Source organism: Novosphingobium sp. 1529 (assembly GCF_040544855.1).
GTDB lineage: Bacteria > Pseudomonadota > Alphaproteobacteria > Sphingomonadales > Sphingomonadaceae > Novosphingobium > Novosphingobium capsulatum.
Map to the genome: position 1 here is coordinate 337,108 of NZ_JBEPKW010000003.1, position 18,228 is coordinate 355,335.

14 protein-coding genes are annotated in these 18,228 nt (G+C 68.2%); 7 read left to right on the top strand and 7 right to left on the bottom strand.

Translation table 11 applies throughout. From position 1 onward, the window contains the following. The first annotated feature begins 65 nt into the window (after positions 1–65). The 3 genes from ABIC78_RS09430 to ABIC78_RS09440 all read left to right on the top strand — a co-directional run bounded on the left by ABIC78_RS09430 (position 66) and on the right by ABIC78_RS09440 (position 1,929). Positions 66–1,316, top strand: a complete 1,251-nt coding sequence (locus tag ABIC78_RS09430) for a histidine-type phosphatase (RefSeq protein WP_354489215.1) — start codon at positions 66–68, stop codon at positions 1,314–1,316. Positions 1,317–1,394: 78 nt separating this feature from the next. After that, a complete protein-coding gene (locus tag ABIC78_RS09435) occupies positions 1,395–1,601 on the top strand; it encodes a hypervirulence associated TUDOR domain-containing protein (protein WP_028658256.1) in 207 nt (68 codons plus the stop codon). A 4-nt stretch (positions 1,602–1,605) separates the two neighbouring features. Next, positions 1,606–1,929, top strand: a complete 324-nt coding sequence (locus ABIC78_RS09440; protein ID WP_168352261.1) for a hypothetical protein — start codon at positions 1,606–1,608, stop codon at positions 1,927–1,929. Here ABIC78_RS09440 and ABIC78_RS09445 read toward each other — a convergent pair. Genes ABIC78_RS09445 through ABIC78_RS09460 form a run of 4 tightly spaced genes read right to left on the bottom strand, consistent with a single transcriptional unit; the run spans position 1,926 to position 6,978 of the window. Continuing rightward, the gene (locus ABIC78_RS09445) at positions 1,926–2,339 is read right to left on the bottom strand and encodes a hypothetical protein (RefSeq protein ID WP_354489218.1); all 414 of its coding nucleotides are present in this window, start codon (positions 2,337–2,339) and stop codon (positions 1,926–1,928) included. The genes ABIC78_RS09440 and ABIC78_RS09445 overlap by 4 nt on opposite strands. Positions 2,340–2,345: 6 nt before the next feature. Then, positions 2,346–3,263, bottom strand: a complete 918-nt coding sequence (iolE, locus tag ABIC78_RS09450; RefSeq protein ID WP_354489220.1) for a myo-inosose-2 dehydratase — start codon at positions 3,261–3,263, stop codon at positions 2,346–2,348. After that, positions 3,260–5,083, bottom strand: a complete 1,824-nt coding sequence (gene iolD / locus ABIC78_RS09455; RefSeq protein WP_354489222.1) for a 3D-(3,5/4)-trihydroxycyclohexane-1,2-dione acylhydrolase (decyclizing) — start codon at positions 5,081–5,083, stop codon at positions 3,260–3,262. The genes iolE and iolD overlap by 4 nt, the downstream gene beginning before the upstream one ends. After that, positions 5,074–6,978 (bottom strand): bifunctional 5-dehydro-2-deoxygluconokinase/5-dehydro-2-deoxyphosphogluconate aldolase, encoded by a 1,905-nt coding sequence (locus ABIC78_RS09460; protein WP_354489224.1) that lies wholly within the window; start codon positions 6,976–6,978, stop codon positions 5,074–5,076. Before ABIC78_RS09460 ends, iolD begins: the two co-directional genes overlap by 10 nt. 140 nt (positions 6,979–7,118) lie before the next feature. Between ABIC78_RS09460 and iolG the strand changes: the two genes are divergently transcribed. Continuing rightward, positions 7,119–8,102 carry an inositol 2-dehydrogenase gene (gene iolG, locus ABIC78_RS09465; RefSeq protein WP_354489226.1) on the top strand — a complete coding sequence of 328 codons (984 nt, stop codon included), beginning with the start codon at positions 7,119–7,121 and terminating at the stop codon, positions 8,100–8,102. A gap of 6 nt (positions 8,103–8,108) precedes the next feature. Here the strand turns inward: iolG and ABIC78_RS09470 are convergent, their stop codons facing one another. The 3 genes from ABIC78_RS09470 to ABIC78_RS09480 all read right to left on the bottom strand — a co-directional run bounded on the left by ABIC78_RS09470 (position 8,109) and on the right by ABIC78_RS09480 (position 14,431). Then, on the bottom strand, positions 8,109–10,460 hold the full coding sequence (locus tag ABIC78_RS09470; RefSeq protein ID WP_502915667.1) for a GH92 family glycosyl hydrolase: 2,352 nt from the start codon (positions 10,458–10,460) through the stop codon (positions 8,109–8,111). A gap of 92 nt (positions 10,461–10,552) precedes the next feature. After that, positions 10,553–13,354 (bottom strand): TonB-dependent receptor, encoded by a 2,802-nt coding sequence (locus ABIC78_RS09475; RefSeq protein ID WP_354489230.1) that lies wholly within the window; start codon positions 13,352–13,354, stop codon positions 10,553–10,555. 156 nt (positions 13,355–13,510) lie between these two features. Beyond that, positions 13,511–14,431 (bottom strand): MurR/RpiR family transcriptional regulator, encoded by a 921-nt coding sequence (locus tag ABIC78_RS09480; protein ID WP_054131448.1) that lies wholly within the window; start codon positions 14,429–14,431, stop codon positions 13,511–13,513. A gap of 114 nt (positions 14,432–14,545) precedes the next feature. Here ABIC78_RS09480 and ABIC78_RS09485 point away from each other — a divergent pair, with 114 nt between their 5' ends. From ABIC78_RS09485 to ABIC78_RS09495, 3 genes are read left to right on the top strand one after another with little or no spacing between them, the layout of a single operon-like run. Further along, positions 14,546–15,931 (top strand): APC family permease, encoded by a 1,386-nt coding sequence (locus ABIC78_RS09485; RefSeq protein WP_354489232.1) that lies wholly within the window; start codon positions 14,546–14,548, stop codon positions 15,929–15,931. After that, positions 15,928–16,863: a carbohydrate kinase family protein gene (locus tag ABIC78_RS09490; protein ID WP_354489234.1), complete on the top strand. Its 936-nt coding sequence runs from the start codon at positions 15,928–15,930 to the stop codon at positions 16,861–16,863. The genes ABIC78_RS09485 and ABIC78_RS09490 overlap by 4 nt, the downstream gene beginning before the upstream one ends. Then, positions 16,835–18,226 carry a family 4 glycosyl hydrolase gene (locus tag ABIC78_RS09495; RefSeq protein WP_168352252.1) on the top strand — a complete coding sequence of 464 codons (1,392 nt, stop codon included), beginning with the start codon at positions 16,835–16,837 and terminating at the stop codon, positions 18,224–18,226. Before ABIC78_RS09490 ends, ABIC78_RS09495 begins: the two co-directional genes overlap by 29 nt. The last annotated feature ends 2 nt before the right edge of the window (positions 18,227–18,228 follow it).

The window sequence follows — 18,228 nt, forward strand, 5'->3', positions numbered from 1 at the left end:
CGGCCGCTGCCCCTCTTTTTGCCGCGTCGCTTCTGTTTCACATTTGCCAGGTAAGGCTGCCCGCCATGCTCGCTCGTGCCCGCTTCACCCCCCACCTTGCGCTGTGCCTGCTCGCCGCGCTGATCCCGGCCATGGCGATCGCCCGCCCGGCGCCAGACAAGACTCCGCGCTATCGCGTCGATCGCGTCGTGCTGCTCATCCGCCACGGCATCCGCGCCCCGCTCGATGGCGAAGCGGCCGCTGCGCCGCTGGCTGACCAACCCTTTCCCCACTGGGATACCCCGCCCAGCCAGCTGACCCCGCACGGCGCCCAGGCGCTCGGCCGCCTTGCCGATTACGAGCGCGCGCGCCTGGTGCGCCAGGGACTGTTGCCTGCCGGGGGCTGCCCGCAAGCCGGCAGCATCGCGATCTGGACCAACAGCAAATCGCGCACCATCGCCAGCGGCCAGGCCCTCGCCCAGGGCCTCGCGCCCGGTTGTCCGCTCGCGGTCGATCACCTGCCCGAAGGCCAGGCCGATCCGCTGTTCGACGCGCTCGATACGCCGGCCGTGCCGTTCGATGCGCGCGCCGCTGCTGCCAGCATCAACGCCGAACTCGACAATGGCCGCGCGCTGATGGTCGGCATGGGCCCGGCCGTCGCCACGATCGAACGCGTGCTGGGCTGCCGCGCGCCCTGCCCGATTTCCACCCAGCCCAACCGCATCGCGCCTTCGGCCGATGGCAAGGGGTTGAGCCTGGCTGGCCCGATCGATCTCGCCTCGGGCACGGCGCAGGTGTTCCTGCTGCAATACACCGAAGGCATGCCGCTGCGCGAGGTCGGCTGGGGCCGGGCCAGCGCGGCCGACATCGCCACGATGTCTCCGCTCCACGCCCGGCTGTTCGATGTCTTTGCCCGCTCCGCCTACATGGCGCCGCGCGTCGGCGGGTTGATCGCGCGCAAGATCGCCGCCACGCTGACGGCACCGCAAGCCCCGGCGTTCAGCGTCCTCGTCGGCCATGACAATACCATCGCGGCGGTTACCGCGCTGATCGGCACCGGCTTTACCCTGCCCGGCTATGGCCGCAACGATCCCCCGATCGGCGCGGGCCTGCTGTTCGAACGCCTGGTCGATACGCGCACCGGCCGCCAGTTGCTGCGCCTGTCCTATCTGGCGCAAACGCCCGATCAGGCGCGGCGCCTGCTGCCTTTGCCGCAAGCGGGCGCCGGCGCGCCGCTGCATCCGCTCTCGCTTGGCCGCTGTGACACCGCGTGCACGCCGGCAGGCTTTGCGCAGTTGATCGCCCGGCAAACCCGGGTGCTCGACCAGGCGAAATAGCCCCCTGCCCCAAGGGCCATACGGAACTGTCCTTCGCGATGGTGGGTTCCTTTACCGCATATGGAAGAGGAACCCACCATGGCCGAAACCCTGCGCAAGGGCGCGAAAGTCAAATGGCACAGCAGCGGCGGCACCGCCCACGGCAAGGTCGTGCGCAAGGTGACCAAGCCGATGAAGATCAAGGATCACAAGGTCGCCGCCTCGCCCGATGATCCGCAGATCCTGGTGGAAACCGCAAGCGGCGCCCGCGCCGCGCACAAGCCCGCAGCGCTGGAAAAGGAATAGCGCCATGGCCGGGCAACACTTCACCCCCACGCTCAAGATGGCGGCCAATGCCAAGCGCGGCCTGCGCCTGCGCGAAAAGTTTGGCCGTGGCAGCACGGATGTGGGCGTGCGCCGCGCGCACCAGCTGGCCGAGCGCCGCGATGTGAGCGAGGCTGACGTGAAAGCCATGGCCAGCTATTTCGCCCGCCACGAGGTGGACAAGCAGGGCGCTGCCCACCAGTGGAACAGCAACAGCGATCCCTCGGCGGGCTTTATCGCCTGGCTGCTGTGGGGTGGTGATGCCGGGCGCACCTGGGCGGAGGCCAAGCGCGCCAAGCTGGCGGATTAGGAATTGCTGCGCAGATAGCTGCTCGCCGCCTGGGCATCCTGCACGTCATAGGCGAACCACGTGCTCTGCGCGTGGTCAAACACCTGCACCACGCCATCGCCCACGCGCGCCTCGAAATGAGCGCCGCTGTCCCGATCAAAACCGCGCACCTGTTCGCCGTCGATGGTGAACGAAACGAAGGCCTTGCTGCCCTCGTCATGGATTTCGGGCAGTGTGCCAGCAAAAGCCACATTGCGTTCGCCGTCAAAGCCCTGGACCTGGTCGCCGCGCCGCTCTGCCGCCACGCGCAGATCGCGGCCGGCGGCATGGTCAAACAGCCCGGCCACCGTCTTGCCGGTGGTGGAGGCAAAGGCGACGGCGGCGATCATGGCGCGGGTATCGGGGTTCATGCCCGCCGATGTCGCATGCATGGCGGCCTACTTCAACCCCTGCGCCGCCACCCCCGCCGCCGCCCCCGCCGACATCCACAGCGCGCGCAGATGGGCCAGACCAGCGCGGGCATAGGCCGCTGGCGGCGCCAGCGCGGGGTCTTGTTCCGCCTCGATCACGATCCACCCGGCATAGTCGATCGCGGCGAGCGCCGCGCAAATGGTGGCAAAATCCACCGCGCCATCGCCCGGCACCGTAAACATGCCGGCAATCACGCCATCGAGGAACGAGGCGCCCTGGCCGATCGTCTCGGCCGCCACCGCCGGGCGCACGTCCTTGGCGTGGACATGCACCACGCGGGCGGGATGCTCGCGGATCAGTGCCGGCACATCGATTCCGCCCAGCCGCGCATGGCCGGTATCGATCACCAGGCCCACACCCTCGCCCGTGGCATCGATCAGCCGCGCCAGATCCTGGGCATCCTCAACCACGGTGCCGAGGTGATAGTGATAGGCCAGGCGCAGGCCGCGATCGGCCAGCCGCGCCGCCACGCTGTCGAGCATGGCGCCAAACGCGGGCCATTCGCTGGGCGCCAGGCGCGGCCGCTGGCGCAGCGGTGTGTCGCGCTGGCCGTGCACCGCGCCGCTGGTTTCCGCCAGAATGAACACGTCGCAGCCACAGGCCGCCAGCAGCTTGGCCTGCGCCTCGATCGCCGCGCTTTCCCCCGCCAGGCCATGGGCAAGCAGGCTGCTGCCGTGCCATGCCCCGGCCAGCGCCAGCCCGGCCTGGTCCAGCGTGGCGGCCAGCACTGCCGGTTCGGCCGGGAAGATACCTCCCCGTTCGATCCCGGCAAAGCCGATCGCCGCCGCATCGCCCAGGATCGTGTCGAGCGTGGTGCCCGCGCCCAGGCTGGGCAGGTCATCATTGACCCAGCCGATCGGACTGACGCCCCAGCGCACGGTCATGGCCGCTGCTCCAGCGCTGCGTCATAGTCTGCGCGGGCAGCCATCACCGCCGCGCGCGTGGAAATTTCCGGCACAGCCACGTCCCACCAGGCGCCGCCCAGATCGCGCCCGCCATCGGGATCGGTCTCGATCACCAGCACGGTGGGCCGATCGGCCGCACGCGGGGCCGCCAGTGCCGCTTCCAGCGCGGCGCAATCGGCCACCTTGTGCGCCACCGCGCCCAGCGCGCGGGCATGGGCGACGAAATCGATCGCCGGCAGCCCGTCCCCGCGCAGTGTGGCGAAAGAGGCATTGCCGGTGCGCCCTTGCAGGCGGTGGATGCAGCCAAAGCCCCGGTTGTCGAGCAGCACCACGGTAAACGCCACACCCAGCGCCGCCGCGCTCGCCAGTTCGGAATTGAGCATCAAATAGCTGCCATCGCCGACCATCACCACCACATCGGCGGCGCGATCAGCCAGGGCAATGCCCAGCCCGCCAGCCAGCTCGAAACCCATGCAGGAAAAGCCGTATTCCACGTGATAGCGCCCCGGCGCCGGGCACGGCCAGAAGCGGTGCAGATCACCCGGCAAGCCGCCGGCCGCCGCCACGATCGTGGCATCGGGCCGGGCGCGCTGCACGGCGCCGATCACCGCCACGTCATCGGGCAGCACATCCGCCGGCACCGGCCGATCGCGCGCGTCCTTGGCCGCCTGATGCCATTGCGCCGCCCAGGCCCCGGTCTGCTGCGCCCAGGCGGCAGGCACAGTCCAGCCGTCCAGCGCGTGGGCCAGCGCAGCGACCAACACGCCGGCATCGCCCAGCACCGGCTGCGCGCCATGCTTGGCACAGTCATGCAGCGCCACGTTGACCTGGAACAGTTGCGCATCGGCTGCGAACAGGCGGCGCGATCCCGTGGTGAAATCCTGCAACCGCGTGCCCAGCGCCACGATCACGTCTGCCTGGCGCGCCGCCGCGTTGGCAGCGTCGGTGCCAGTCACCCCGATCGCGCCCAGCGCGCCGGGCGCGGCATCTGGCAATGCCCCCTTGCCCGCCTGGGTTTCGGCCACCGGCAGCCCGGTCTGCGCCGCCAGCGCCGCTAGCGCCGGCGCCGCCCCGGCATAGTGCACGCCGCCCCCGGCAATCACCAGCGGCCGCTGCGCCCCGCGCAGCGCCGCGACCAGCGCGGCCAGTTCGCGCGCATCGGGCGCCGGCCGGCGGATGTGCCACAGACGCGGCGCCAGGAAATCGGCCGGCCAGTCGATCGCCTCGGCCTGCACGTCCTGGCACAGCGCCAGCGTCACCGGGCCACACGCGGCCGGGTCGGTCAGTACCGCCATGGCGCGGGGCAGCGCGTCGATCAGCTGCTCGGGCCGGGTAATCCGGTCGAACAGGCGCGACACCGGGCGCAGGCAGTCGTTGGCCGACACCGTGGCATCGGCAAAATGCTCGATCTGCTGCAACACCGGATCGGGCCGACGCGAGGCATAGACATCACCCGGCAAGAGCAGCACGGGCAGGCGGTTGACATGGGCCAGCGCCGCCGCCGTCACCAGATTGGTTGCCCCTGGCCCGATCGAGGTGGTGCATACCATCGCCCGCCGCCGGGCATGGGCGCGGGCAAAGCCGATCGCCGCATGGGCCATGCCCTGCTCGCTATGCGCGCGATAGGTGGGCAGGCGCGCCGGGTCTGCCTGCGCCAATGCCTCGCCCAATGCGGCCACGTTGCCATGGCCGAAAATCGCCCAGACACCGCCGAAAAACGGCACGCGCACGCCATCTTCCCCCACCACGTCCTGCGCGGCGAGCCATTGCACCAGGGCCTGGCCGGCGGTCAGGCGCAAGGGGCCAGCGCCTTGGCCCGCGCCCGGCGCCAGGTGGCGACCATGGCGGCAAAGTTCTCGGTCAAACGCACCAGTGCGGTTTCATCATCGATCATGCCGGTAAACCATTCCTGCGCCACGTCTTGCCAGATCGCCCGTCCCACGGCAAAGCCCTTTACCACCCGGCGCGGCGCGGCGGCGGCAAAGCTGGCGGCCAGATGCGCCTGGCTGCTTTCCGCGCCCAGCACGACCACGCCCCGGCACCACGGATCAGCCTGCGCAATCACCGCCTCGATCGCCGACCAGGCGGCCGGGTCGTCGGTCGCTTCCAGCTTCCACCAATCGGGATAGATGCCCAGGGCATAGACATGGGCCATGACCCGCGCCACCGTGTCGTGGTGCACCGGGCCATAGGGCGCGGCGATGATTTCCAGCAGCAGTTCGTGGCCGGTGCTGCGCGTGGCATCGAACAGGCGCGCCAGCTGGGCATCCTGCTCGGCGCGCAGATCGGCCGGATCATCAGGGTGATAGCGCAGGTTGCATTTCACCGCATGCGGGCGCGGCCAGGATCGCAGCGTGATCGCCACATCAGCCCCGCCCTCGAACCGCAAGGGGCGCGAGCCGGAAATCTCGATCGGCCGCCCGATCCAATAGGGCGCATCGGCGGCCTGGGCCAGCGCGCGTGCGCCAAACCGGCCATCGAGCAACAAGCCACAGGCACGATCGCCGGCTGCGGTGCGCTCCATCGCCATGCCGGCCAGATCCTTGAACGTCGCCACGCGCGCCGCATCGCCACCGCCGCTGGCGATCAGGGTTTCGAACAGGCCGCGATGGTCGATCGCCAGGATGGTCAGCGCTTCATCAGCCGGGGCGCGGGTGGTGGCCCAGTGCACCTGTTCCAGGCTGGCCGGGCTGCGCGCGCCCTGCCCCGCCATGAACGCGTCAAGTTCGGGCCAGGTCGGCATCGCCGGGGCACAGCCATGGCGCGCCACCACGATCGCGCCACAGGCATTGCCCCAGGCCGCCGCCCGCGCCATCGGCTCCCCCCGCAGCCAGCCGCGCAGGAACCCGGCCATGAAGCCATCGCCCGCGCCCAGCACATTGGTCTCTGGCACGGCAAAGGCCGGCGCCACCAGGCCTTCGTCCAGCTCGCCCGGGATCACCCCTTCAAACACGACGCAGCCCTTGGCACCGCGCTTGACCACAACCGGCGCGTCGGTCAGCGTGCGGATCGAGCGCAGCGCGTCGAGCGTGTTGGTCGATCCGCCCAGGATGTGGATTTCCTCTTCGGTGCCCACCACCAGGTCGACCAGGTCGAGCACGCGCTGCAGCGTCGCGGTCACGCTGTGGCTCGGCACATAGCGATCCTCGCCGCAATCGCGCGGCGCAAGATCCCACAGCACCGGGCGATAATCCACGTCCAGCACCACGCGCCCGCCCTGTGCGCGCATCAGTTGCGCGGCGCGGCGGCTGGCAGCGGCGGTCTGCGGCGTGGAAAAATGCGTGCCCGACAACAGCACCGCGCCGGCCTGGGCCATCAGCGCGGCGTCAACATCGGCCTCGCACAGCGCCATGTCGGCGCAATCCTGGCGATAGAAGATCAGCGGATAGGTGCCGTTTTCGCGAATGCCCAGCAGGACCAGCGCCGTCAGCCGCGCCGGATCGCTGCGCACGCCGCGCGTGTCCACCCCTTCGCGCACCAGTTCCTCGCGGATGAAGCGGCCCATGTGATCGCCGCCCACGCGGGTGATCAGCCCGGCGCGCAGGCCCAGCCGCGCCATGCCGATCGCGGTATTGGTCGGGCTGCCGCCCACATACTTGGCAAAGCTGGCCATGTCTTCCAGCCGGCCGCCCACCTGCTCGCCATAGAGATCAACCCCGGCGCGGCCGATCGCGATGACATCGAGTGGCTTCATGGACGGCGCCGTTTCCCTGGCTGGTGAAGGTTGCCCCCGCTATGCCGCCAAGCGCGCGCTCTGGCCAGTGCCGCTCTTGTGCCGGCGCGCCAGTTTCGGCACAGACGCGCCAGACCACGCCAAAGGAGCCGCCAGGCCTCATGCACACAATCGCTCTGCTGGGCGCCGGGCGTATCGGCGCCGTCCATGCCGCGCATATCGCCCGCCATCCCGGCCTGCGCCTGGCCGTGGTGGCCGATATCGATCCCGCTGCGGGGCAGGCCCTGGCCGATCGTCACGGCGCGCTGGCGCTGGCGCCCGAACAGGCGCTCGATCATCCGGGCCTTGCCGGCGTGGTGATCGCCAGCCCTACCGCGCTGCACGCGCCGCAAACGCTCGACGCTGCCGCGCGCGGTCTGGCCGTGCTCTGCGAAAAGCCACTCGCGCTTGATCTGGCCGTGGCGCAGGCGGCACTGGCCCGCCTCGACGCGCTGGGCGCGCGGGTGCTGATGGGCTTCAACCGCCGCCACGATCCCGATTTTGCCGCGCTGCAGGCCGCGCTGGCCCAGGGCGCGATCGGCGGCATCGAAACGCTGCACATCATCAGCCACGATCCCGCCCCGCCCCCGCCGGCCTATGTCGCCACCTCGGGCGGGATCTTCCACGATATGGTAATCCACGATTTCGACATGGCGCGCTGGCTGCTGGGCGAAGAACCGGTGGAAGTGATGGCCGCCACGGCCTGCCTAATCGATCCCGCGATCGGCGCTGCGGGAGACGCCGATACCGCCAAGACCATCCTGCGCACCGCCAGCGGGCGCATGGCGATGATCAGTTCCAGCCGCCGCAGCGGCTATGGCTATGACCAGCGGATCGAGGCGTTCGGCGCGCGCGGCGCGCTGCGCGTGGGCAATGTGCCGCACAGCCGGGTGGAACACTGGGGGCCGGCGGGCGCGGCCGGTGCGCCGTTCATGGATTTCTTCCTCGATCGCTATGCCGCTGCCTTTGCCGCGCAGATCGCCCATTTTGCCCAGGTGATCGACGGCGCCGCACCGCTGATCAGCGCAGGTGACGGGCTGCGCGCGCTGCTGCTGGCCCAGGGCGCGCAGGAATCGGCGCGCAGCGGCGCGTTTGTCCGCGTCTGATCGGCGTCAGCCCAGCGCGTTGCGCGGCGGGCGTGTGTCAGGCGCATGGCCAAAGGCGGGGTTGGGCCGGGTATCCATCTCGAACACCAGGTGCCCGCCGCGCGCCAGTTCGGCATGGCTGATCCAGCTGCGGTTCCACACCTGGCCGTTCCAGCGCACCTGCCGCACATAGACCGCTGCCGCGCTGTTGCCCGGCGCCTCGATCACCAGGCGCCCGCCCGGCACCGCCAGTTCTGCCCGGTTGAACAGCGGCGAGCCGAACACCCACACCCCGCTGACCGGATCGACCGGATAGATCCCCAGCGCGCTCAACACGAACCACGCGCTCATCTGCCCGCAATCCTCGTTGCCCGCCAGGCCATCAGGCGCGGCGCGATACATGCTGGTCAACAGGCTGCGCACCCGCGCCTGGGTTTTCCATGGCGAACCTGACCAGGCATAGAGATAGGCCACGTGGTGCGAGGGCTCATTGCCATGGGCATATTGCCCGACCAGGCCAGAGACATCGGGCGGCGCATCGGCCGGCAGCGTGCTGTCGGCGGCAAACAGCGCGTCCAGCTTGGCCTCGAACGCGGCGTCTCCACCCATCAGGTCGATCAGGCCTTGCGGATCGTGCTGGGCCATGAACGTGGCCTGCCAGGCGTTGCATTCGGTAAAATCGCGCCAATGGTTGGTATCGTGGCCCAGCGCGCGCGGATCGAACGGCGTGGCCCAGGCACCATTGGCCAGGCGCGGACGGACAAAGCCGGTATCCTTGTCAAACAGATTGCGCCAGTTGCGCGACCGCGCGCGCAGCGCCGTGGCATCCTCATGCGCGCCGGCCGCCGTGGCAATCGCGGCCATGGCCCAATCGTCATAGGCATATTCCAGCGTCTTGCTGGCCGCCTCGCGCACGGTATCGGCCGGGATATAGCCCAGCCGGCGATAGGGCTCCAACCCGCTGTCCTCGCGCTCGAACGCCAGGTGGCGCAGCGCCGGCCACAGCGTGGCCAGGTCCAGCCCGCTCGCGCCCTTGTTGAGCGCGTCGGCCATCACCGCCACCGAATGCCAGGCGATCATGCAATGCGTCTCGATCCCCTGAAGCGGCCACACCGGCGGGCCGAACGGGCTTTCCAGCGTCATCCGCGCCAGGTTGCGGGCAAAGGCGGCATTGCGCGGCGCATCGACCAGGCTGAGCAGCGGGTGCAGCGCGCGATAGGTATCCCACAGCGAATAGGTGCTGTAGTTCGCCTCGCCGGCCGGCAGCGTGCGCACCGCGCTGTCCATCGCGCGATAGCGCCCGTCGACATCGCAAAACAGGTTGGGCGCGGCAGCCGCGTGATAGAGCGCGGTGGCCATGATCTTACGCTGATCAGGCGTGCCACCCGATACCTGCACCGCGCCCAGCCGCCCGGCCCAGGCCGCCCGCGCCGCGCCGCGCACGGCGGCAAAATCCCAGCCCGGCACTTCGGCATCGAGCGCGGCCAGCGCGCCTGCCACGTCCACGCCCGAAAGCCCGACCTTGACCAGGACCGGCGCAGCCGCGGCATCGGGCAGCATCACGGCGGCTTTCAGGTTTGCCCCGGCCACCTGCGTGGCGCCCTCTGGCAGCGGCGCGTCGTTGCTGAAAAAGCGCACTTGCGCCGCCGGGCGCGACAGGCGCAGCGCGAAATGGATCTGCCGCCCATCGGCCCACTGGTGCACGCGGCGGCTGCCAGTGATCAGGTCGGGCGCGGCCAGATGCAGGCTCGCCTCGGTCACCTTGGTCGGGCCCGATGGATCATCGGCAATGCTCGCCTCGTCCGGCTCGTCCCGCGCGCCATGGGCCAGATCGATCAGCAGGTGCCCCGCCTGGGCAAAGTGGTAGCGGTGCAGCCCCACCCGCGCTGTCGCGGTCAATTCCACGCCGATGCCGCCTTCGCGCAAGTGCACCGCGTAATAGCCCGGCTCGACCGTTTCATCGGCATGGTCAAACCGCTGGCGATAGCTGCCCTGCGGCTTGGCCCGCGTGCCGGGAGACAGCACCACCGGCCCGGTGCGCGGCACCACCAGCACGTCCATCAGGTCACCCACGCCCGTGCCGCTCAGGTGGTTGTGGGAAAAACCCAGCAGCGTCGTATCGTCATGGTGATAGCCCGAACAGGCATCCCACCGCGCATTGTCGGTATCCGGGCCCAGCTGGACCATGCCGAACGGCACCGTGGCCGCCGGCGTCACATGGCCATGGCCGCCCGTGCCGATCATCGGATCGACCAGCGCCAGCGCCGCATCGGGCGCGGCCTGCGACAGCGCAGCGGCCTTTTGCGCGATCCCGCTGGCCAGCGTTCCGGCGAGGCCCGCCGATCCCTTGAGCATGTCGCGACGCGTGGGCTTCATCATCTTCTCCTGCTGCCAGGGCAGAAAAGGGGCCGGGCAGCCCCCTTCTGCCCGGCCCCTTCCCCGAAATACCGCCCGCAGGCGGGAAGGAATGATCAGAACTTCATCGTCGCCGTCACCAGCGAGGTGGTTCCCGAATTGACGATATCGGAAATCGCCAGGCTGTGCTGCCCGATGTGCGACCAATAGCTGGGCGTGTTGAACAGGTTGGCGATCGACAGGTCCAGCTTGAACATGCGGCTGAAGGTATAGCCGGCATGCACGTCCACGCGGCTCACCGGGCGCACCCACACGTCGTCCCACGTCGCATTCTTGCCCAGCGTGTCGTAGATCGAGACATAATCGCCGGCATAGCTGTAGTTCACGTCAAGCGAGACCGGGCCCTTTTCGAAGAAGACCTGGCCATTGGCCATGACTTCGGGCGCGTTCTGGATGCGGTCCATGCGCGTGCCATCGCCCAGCACGTCAACCCGCGTCCACTGCCGGGTAAAGTTCACCGCCACGCCCAGGCCGGAAAGCAGGCCGGGCAGGGCCGAAAACTTCTGCCGCGCCTGCAGTTCGATGCCATAGACATGGCCCGAACCACCGTTCTGCGGCTGATAGGTCACCGTGCCGGTGGTGACGCCGGCATTGCTGCCGGTCACGATCCCGGCGCTGCTGCCGTTGTCATAGATATAGTGCGCCAGGTGCTTGTAGAACCCGGCCAGCATCACGTGGCCGCCGCCCGGAATGGTCCATTCGCCCGAGGCATCCAGGTTGATCGCGCGGATCGCCTTGAGGTTGGGGTTGCCCTGGGTGATGGTGGTCACCCCGCCCGACACGCTGGTCGAAGCGCCGCCACCCAGTTGCAGGAACGGCGGACGGACATAGCTGGTCCAGGCCGAGGCGCGATAGACCGCCCCGCCATTGTCGCGATAGGTAAAGGCGATGCTGGGCAGCACCGCATCGAATTTGGCCTTGTTCGAACCGAACGCGCCGGTCGCGGTGGTGCCATTGTCGGTCGGCGTCACCCAGAACACGTTCTTGATGTCGGTGTGCTCGTACCGCACGCCCGGCACGATCTCGAGGTTGCCATACTGCAGCTGGCCCATGACATAGCCGGCCCAGACCGTCTCGTTGGCCTTTTGCGTGTTGCAGTTATAGCTGTTGATCGGATTCGATCCGCAGGTATCGATCGTCGCGTCGGTCGCGCCGCCCAGCTGGTTGAACAGCGAGAAGACCTTGCCCTGGTCGATCACCGGCACCTGCCAGGTATAGCGCTTGGGCCAGACCGCCGGATAGATCTGCTTGATCACACCCAGATCGCCCAGCGTCGCGGCATTGCCATAGCCGGGCACGGTATAATCGCGGTTGGTGATTTCGCGGTGGCTGGTTTCCACGCGGAAGCCGGCCTTCAGGAACGTGAGATGGCCGCCATCGAAATCGAGCTTGAGGTCGATCTTGCCGCCGCCCTTGCGCTGGAAGCTGGTCTGCGGGGTATATTCCGGCGGGCCGCCATTGGCGGGCATGCCGCTGATATTGTTGAGCTGGTTGCGCACGGTGGCAGGCAGCAGCGGCACGGGATAGCCATTGTCATAGCCAAACAGGGTGGAGCCGCCATAGGCCACCGGGGCATAGCGCCCGGCCACTTCGATGTGATTGGGCCGCGCGTTGCTGCCCCAGCTGTAGAACAGGCTGGGCGATACGGTCAGCTTGCCGGCATGCTTGTCCATGCCCAGCTGCACGGTGCCCAGCGTGGCGATCGCCGGGTTGGTTTCATACCAGAACCGCGCCTGAACCCCGCCGATCACCGGGGCATAGGTGCCGTTGCCCAATGCCGTGCCGCTCGACCCGTCCTGCTTGTTGACGCCCACGATCTGGGTCAGCTGGCTGTTCTGGTCGGTCTTGGCGCGGGCATAGCTGGCGCGCAGGTAGATCGAGGTATCTTCATCGGGGCGCCAGTCGAACGTGCCGTTGCCGCCAAAGCGTTCGGTATAGCCGCTCGACAGGCCAAAGTTGGCCGCCGTCTGGATCAGGTTGGCGGCCGGATCGAGGCCGGGCGCGCTGTTGCCGGCGGCATCCTGCACCGCAAAGTCATAGCCGTTGTCGCAGCAGCCCGATTCCTGCACGCCGCCAACCAGGCTGTTGGCAAAGTGGCGGATATCGTAAAAGCCGCTGACATAGACGCCGAACTGGTGATCCGCGCCGAACTTGCGCGAATAGTCCGCCCCCGCGTTCCAGCCCAGGCCATTCTGGCCATAGGCGCGCGCCCGGCTTTCCACGCGGCCGCCGATCGTTACCGACCCGCGCGAATCCGCTGCATAGTCGAACGCCGAAGGGGTGCGGAAATCGATCGTGCCGCCAATCGCATCGCCCAGCATGTCGGGCTGCGAGGTCTTGTTGACGATGATCGTCTGCAGGCCCGACGGGGGCAGCAGGCTGAGCTGGACGCCACGGCTATAGGGATTGCCCTGCGCCACCGACACGCCGTTGATCAGGTTGATGTTGTATTCGGAATTGAGGCCACGCACCGAAACGAACATGCCCTCCCCGCGGGAGGCGCCGTCGACGCCGCCGGCAAAGGCCGAACCGGTGTTCATCACGTTGATGCCCGGCACCGTGCCCAGCGCTTCGGCCACGTTGTGCACGGCCGTGTGCTCAAGATCCTGGGCGGAAATGACATTGACCGTGTTGGCCGAACGCATCTGCAGCGTTGCAGCCTGGTAGCGGTTGCCCACCACCACGATGCCTGCGCCCAGCTGGGCCTCGCTCTCGGCCGGGGTGCCCGCCGTCGCACCGGCGGGTGCCGGCGCCGTGGCGGGAAGGGTTTGGGCGGTGGCCGGCGTTTGTGCCGCCAGGGCCAGCATCATGGTCGATCCGCTGAGCAGCAGACGCGACCGGCAGAGCATTCCGATCATTTCACAAACCCCCATATCCCTCTCGCCACGTTTCGGGCGTTGAGCGTATGGAATGGTATTGCCCGTCTTCTGTCAATATGATTTTTCTGTTTCTAATATTTTTGATATAAAAATTTCAGAATTGCGACGGTCGCGCCACAGCAGGCCATCGCTTTGTCACGAAGCATCGCCCCCGCTGCCGGGTGCCCCTGCAGCCACGCTGCGCTGCTGGTCATAGGCCAGCCCCACCACCAGCGCCTGCGCCAGGCACAGCGAGGAGGATAGCGAGCGAAAGCCGCGCACTTCGGATTCGCGCACCAGCAGCGTCTGCGCCGCGCGCTTGGCTATCGGGCTCAGCAGGCTGTCTGAAATCGCCAGGACTTTGGCCCCGGCGGCGCAGGCCGCTTCCACCGCCGAAACCGTTTCCGGGGCATAGGAGTGATAGCTGATCGCGATCAGCACGTCGTCCGGCCCGATCGCGCGCAATTGCTGCGCCGCCAGGCCGCCCACGCCATCGACCAGCATGGTCGGCTTGCCCGCTTGCGGCACGGCATAGGCCAGATAGGCCGCCACCGGAAAGGCGCGACGCATGCCGACCACGTGCACCACGCGCGCCGCCGCGATCAGCGCCACGGCATTGGCCAGCCCTTCGCGCCCCACCATCGCCCGCGTGTTCTGCAGGGCCATGATGTCGCCCTCGGCAAACTCGTCGATCAGCGCGCCGATGCCCCCGGCCGAGACCGAGTCCTCCACCGCCGCGCCGAACTGGTGCACCCGCTCGCTATAGCCCAGCGCACTGTTCTGCGCGATCAGGCTGTCGCGCAGCAGGCGCTGCATCGGCCCTGCCCCGGTAAAGCCCAGCGCCTTGGCAAAGCGCACGATCGCCGATGGCTGCGTGCCCGAACGCTCGGCCAGTTCATTGAGCGTGAGCAGCGCCATGTCTTCGGGATGATCGAGGACATAGCGGCCGACCTGCTGCAACACCTTGGTCATCCCGTCGTAACGCGCCAGGATCATGTCACGCAGCGCATCGGCGCTGCCGGGCAGTCCATCGCCGTCTGCCGCAGCATCGGGGGCATTGTCTTGCGAGGCGGTCATCGCTGTCTCCACTGTCCTGGCCGGTATATGCCAGTGGATCGGCGATGCAACATTTCATCATGGAATAAAATTTTCATATTGACGTAATCATGGCATTTCCTGATTAATATGACGATGAGCACGGCACCCATCACCGCTATCGGCACGCCGCCCGCAGGGCGCGCGCGCATGACGTTTGCCGGCGCGCTATCGGCCAACATGCTCAACATGATCGGCGTCGGCCCGTTCATCACCATTCCGCTGGCGCTGGCCGCCATGGGCGGGCCACAGGCCTTGCTGGGCTGGCTGCTCGGCGCCGTATTGTGCCTGTGCGATGGCTTTGTCTGGGCCGAACTTGGCTCGGCCCTGCCCCGCTCGGGCGGGTCGTTCCATTACCTGCGCGAGGCGTTCGGCCCGCAGGGGCTGGGGCGCCTGTTCGGCTTTCTCTACCTGTGGCAGACGCTGCTGATCGGGCCGATGTCGATCGCCTCGGGCACGGTGGGCATGGCCCATTATCTCACCTGGCTTGAGCCGGGCCTGTCGTCCTGGACGCTGGCGGCGATCGCCGCCACGGTCTGCCTCGTCAACCTCGGGCTGTTGTGGCGCGATATCCGCGCGATCGGTGTGCTCTCGGTCGCCACCAGCGTGATCGTCATCGGCTCGTGCCTGTGGATCATCGCCTCGGGCGCGGTCCATTTCGATGCCGCCCGTGCCTTTTCCTTTCCGCCCCATGCCTTTGCCATCAACGGCGGGTTCTGGCTCGGCTTGGGCGCCGCCACGCTGATCGGCGTTTATGACTATGGCGGCTACAACACGATCTGCATGCTCGGCGATGAAGTGGTCGAGCCGCGCCGCAACATCCCGCGCGCCGTGCTGCTGTCGATCCCGCTCGTCGCGCTGCTCTATATCGGCCTGAACCTGGCGATCCTGGGCGTGCTGCCCTGGCAGCAGGCGATGCATTCGCAGGCCGTGGTGGCCGATTTCATGGCCGCGATCTATGGCCCCACCGGTGGCCGCATCGTCACCGTGCTGATCCTCATCGCCAGCTGGGCCTCGGCACTGATGAACCTGCTCGGCGCCTCGCGCGTGCCCTTTGCCGCCGCGCGCGCCGGTGATTTCCTGGCGGTGTTCGCCCGCACCAATGCGCGTGGCGATGTGCCGGCGGTTTCGCTGCTGTTCATGGGCCTGGCCTCGGCCCTCGCCTGCCTGGTCTCGCTCGATACGCTGATCGCGGTGATGATCGTGGTGCAGACGATGTTCCAATATACCGCGCAATGCGTCGCCGTTGTCCTGCTGCGCCGGCAGAACCCGCAGGCCGCGCCCGGCCAGTTCCGCATGCCGCTCTATCCCCTGCCGGTGATCATCACCCTGGCGGGCTGGGCCTATATCGTCACCACCGCGCGCCCGCTGCACATCCTCGCCGGGGTGGCGATGATCGCGGTGGGCAGCGCGCTGTTCCTCGCCATGGCGCGCCGCACGCGCCAGTGGCCATTTTCCTTGCACAAGGCTTCTCGCCCATGACCGTCCGCTTCGATGTCGCCGTGGTTGGCGAAATCTATGTCGATCACATCTTCAGCGGCTTTCCCGCCTGGCCCCTGCCCGGCGAGGAAGTGACCACCGATGCCTATACCCGCGAAATGGGTGGCGGCACCATCGCCACCGCCTGTGGCCTTGCCCGGCTTGGCCGCAAGGTGGGCGTGGTCGGCCTGATCGGCGCGGATGATCGCGCCTGGTTCGAACAGCGCCTGGCCGGCTATGGCGTGGCCTTCGATGGTATCCGCATCGGCGATGGCTTTACCGGCACGACGATTTCGATCTCCACGCCGCAGGATCGCTCGTTCTTCACCCACATCGGCGTCAATTCCGCTGTCGGCGCGCTCGCCATGGGTGAAGGGCTAGCCACGCTTTGCGCGGCCTCGCACGTGCATTTCGCCATGCCGGTGCCGCATACCGTGGCGCAGGTCGTGCTACCGCTGCTCGCGGCGCGCGGGATCACCACCTCGCTCGACATGGGCTATCAGCCCGAATGGCTGGCCAGCCCGGTCAACCGCCCGACGATCACCCAGGTCGATTACCTGATGCCCAACGAAAAGGAAGCCGAGCTGCTGTTCGGTAGCACCGACGTTGGCACCTATTTCGACCACGCCGCGCGCATTGGCATCCGCAACCCGCTGCTCAAGCTGGGCGCGCGCGGTGCCGCCGCGCTCGACAATGGCGAGATCGTCCACGTGCGCCCGCCCGTGGTGCAGGCGGTCGATGCCACGGGCGCGGGCGATGCTTTCGATGCCGGTTTCATCGATGCGCTGCTCGATGCCGCGCCTTTGCGCCGCCGTCTCGAACGCGGCTGCATCACCGGCGCCCTTTCCACCCGCAAGCCGGGGGCGCTTGGCGGCATCCCCGATGCACAGGAGCTTTGGACTGTTCATGACCGCAACTATGCCCTCCACGACTGATCGCAAGCTGACCCTGATCGGCGGCGGCGGTGTCCGCACGCCGCTGGTCACGTTCGGCGTCAACGATGCCGCCCAGGCGCTGGGCGCGCGCGAACTGGTGCTGTGGGATCCCGATGCCGATCGCCTGGCGATCATGGCCGCGCTGGGCCGCGCCATCGTGCGCGCCGAAGGCGGCGATCTGATCGTGCGCGAGGCGACCAGCATCGAAGACGCGATCGAGGGTTCCTCGTTCGTGATGAACTCGATCCGCGTGGGCGGCATTGCCGGCCGCGCCGCCGATGAACGCACCGCGATCGAGCATGGCTTTCCCGGCCAGGAAACCACTGGCCCGGCGGGCGCGGCCATGGCGCTGCGCACCGTGCCGATCGCGATCGAGCAGGCCCGCCTGGTCCAGCGCCACGCGCCCGACGCGTGGATCGTCAACTTCACCAATCCGGCCGGCCTCATCACCCAGGCGATCGCCAACCACACCGATGCCAAGATCGTCGGCATCTGCGATACGCCCACCGAACTGTTCCACAACATCGCCCATGCGCTGGGCGCCACGCTGGCCGACGTGGAATGCGATTATGTCGGCCTCAACCACCTGGGCTGGGTGCGCGGCATCCGCCTGCATGGCGAGGACGTGTTCGACCGCGTGCTGGCCGACGATGCCGTGCTTGACCAGCTCTATTCCGCCCCGGTGTTCGACAAGGCGATGATCCGCGCGCTGCGCCTGATCCCCACCGAATACCTGTTCTTCTATTACGAGCGCCGCCGCGCCCTGGCCAACCAGCAGCGCCACGGCTCCAGCCGCGGCACCGAAGTGGAAGCGCTCAACGTCACGCTGATCGAAACGCTGCGCGATCGCCTCGGCGCAGACGATGGGCCGGGCGCGATTGCCGCCTATGCCGCCTATCTCAACCGCCGCTCTGGTTCGTACATGAAGCTCGAGGCCGAAGGCGGCTCTGCCTTCGATCCCGAGGCGACGTTCAATATCGATCCGTTCCGCGTTGCCAGCGGCTATCACCGCATCGCCATCGACGTGATGAGCGCGCTGACCGGGGCCAAGCCCGCCACGATCGTGGTCAACACCCGCAACCACGGCGCGCTGCCCAACCTGCCGGCCGGCGATATCGTCGAAACCAGCAGCCGGATCGATGCCAACAGCATCACCCCGCTGCCTATCGCGCCGCTGCCCGATGTGGCACTCGGCCTGGTTCACGGCATCAAGGCCTATGAACGCGCCGCGATCGATGCGGCGCTCACCGGCGAACGGCCCACGGCGCGCAAGGCGCTGCTGATCCATCCCGCGATCGGCGAATGGGACCCAACCGGCGCGCTGCTGCACGATCTGCTCGATCCCACCTGCCAGCACTGTTGAGT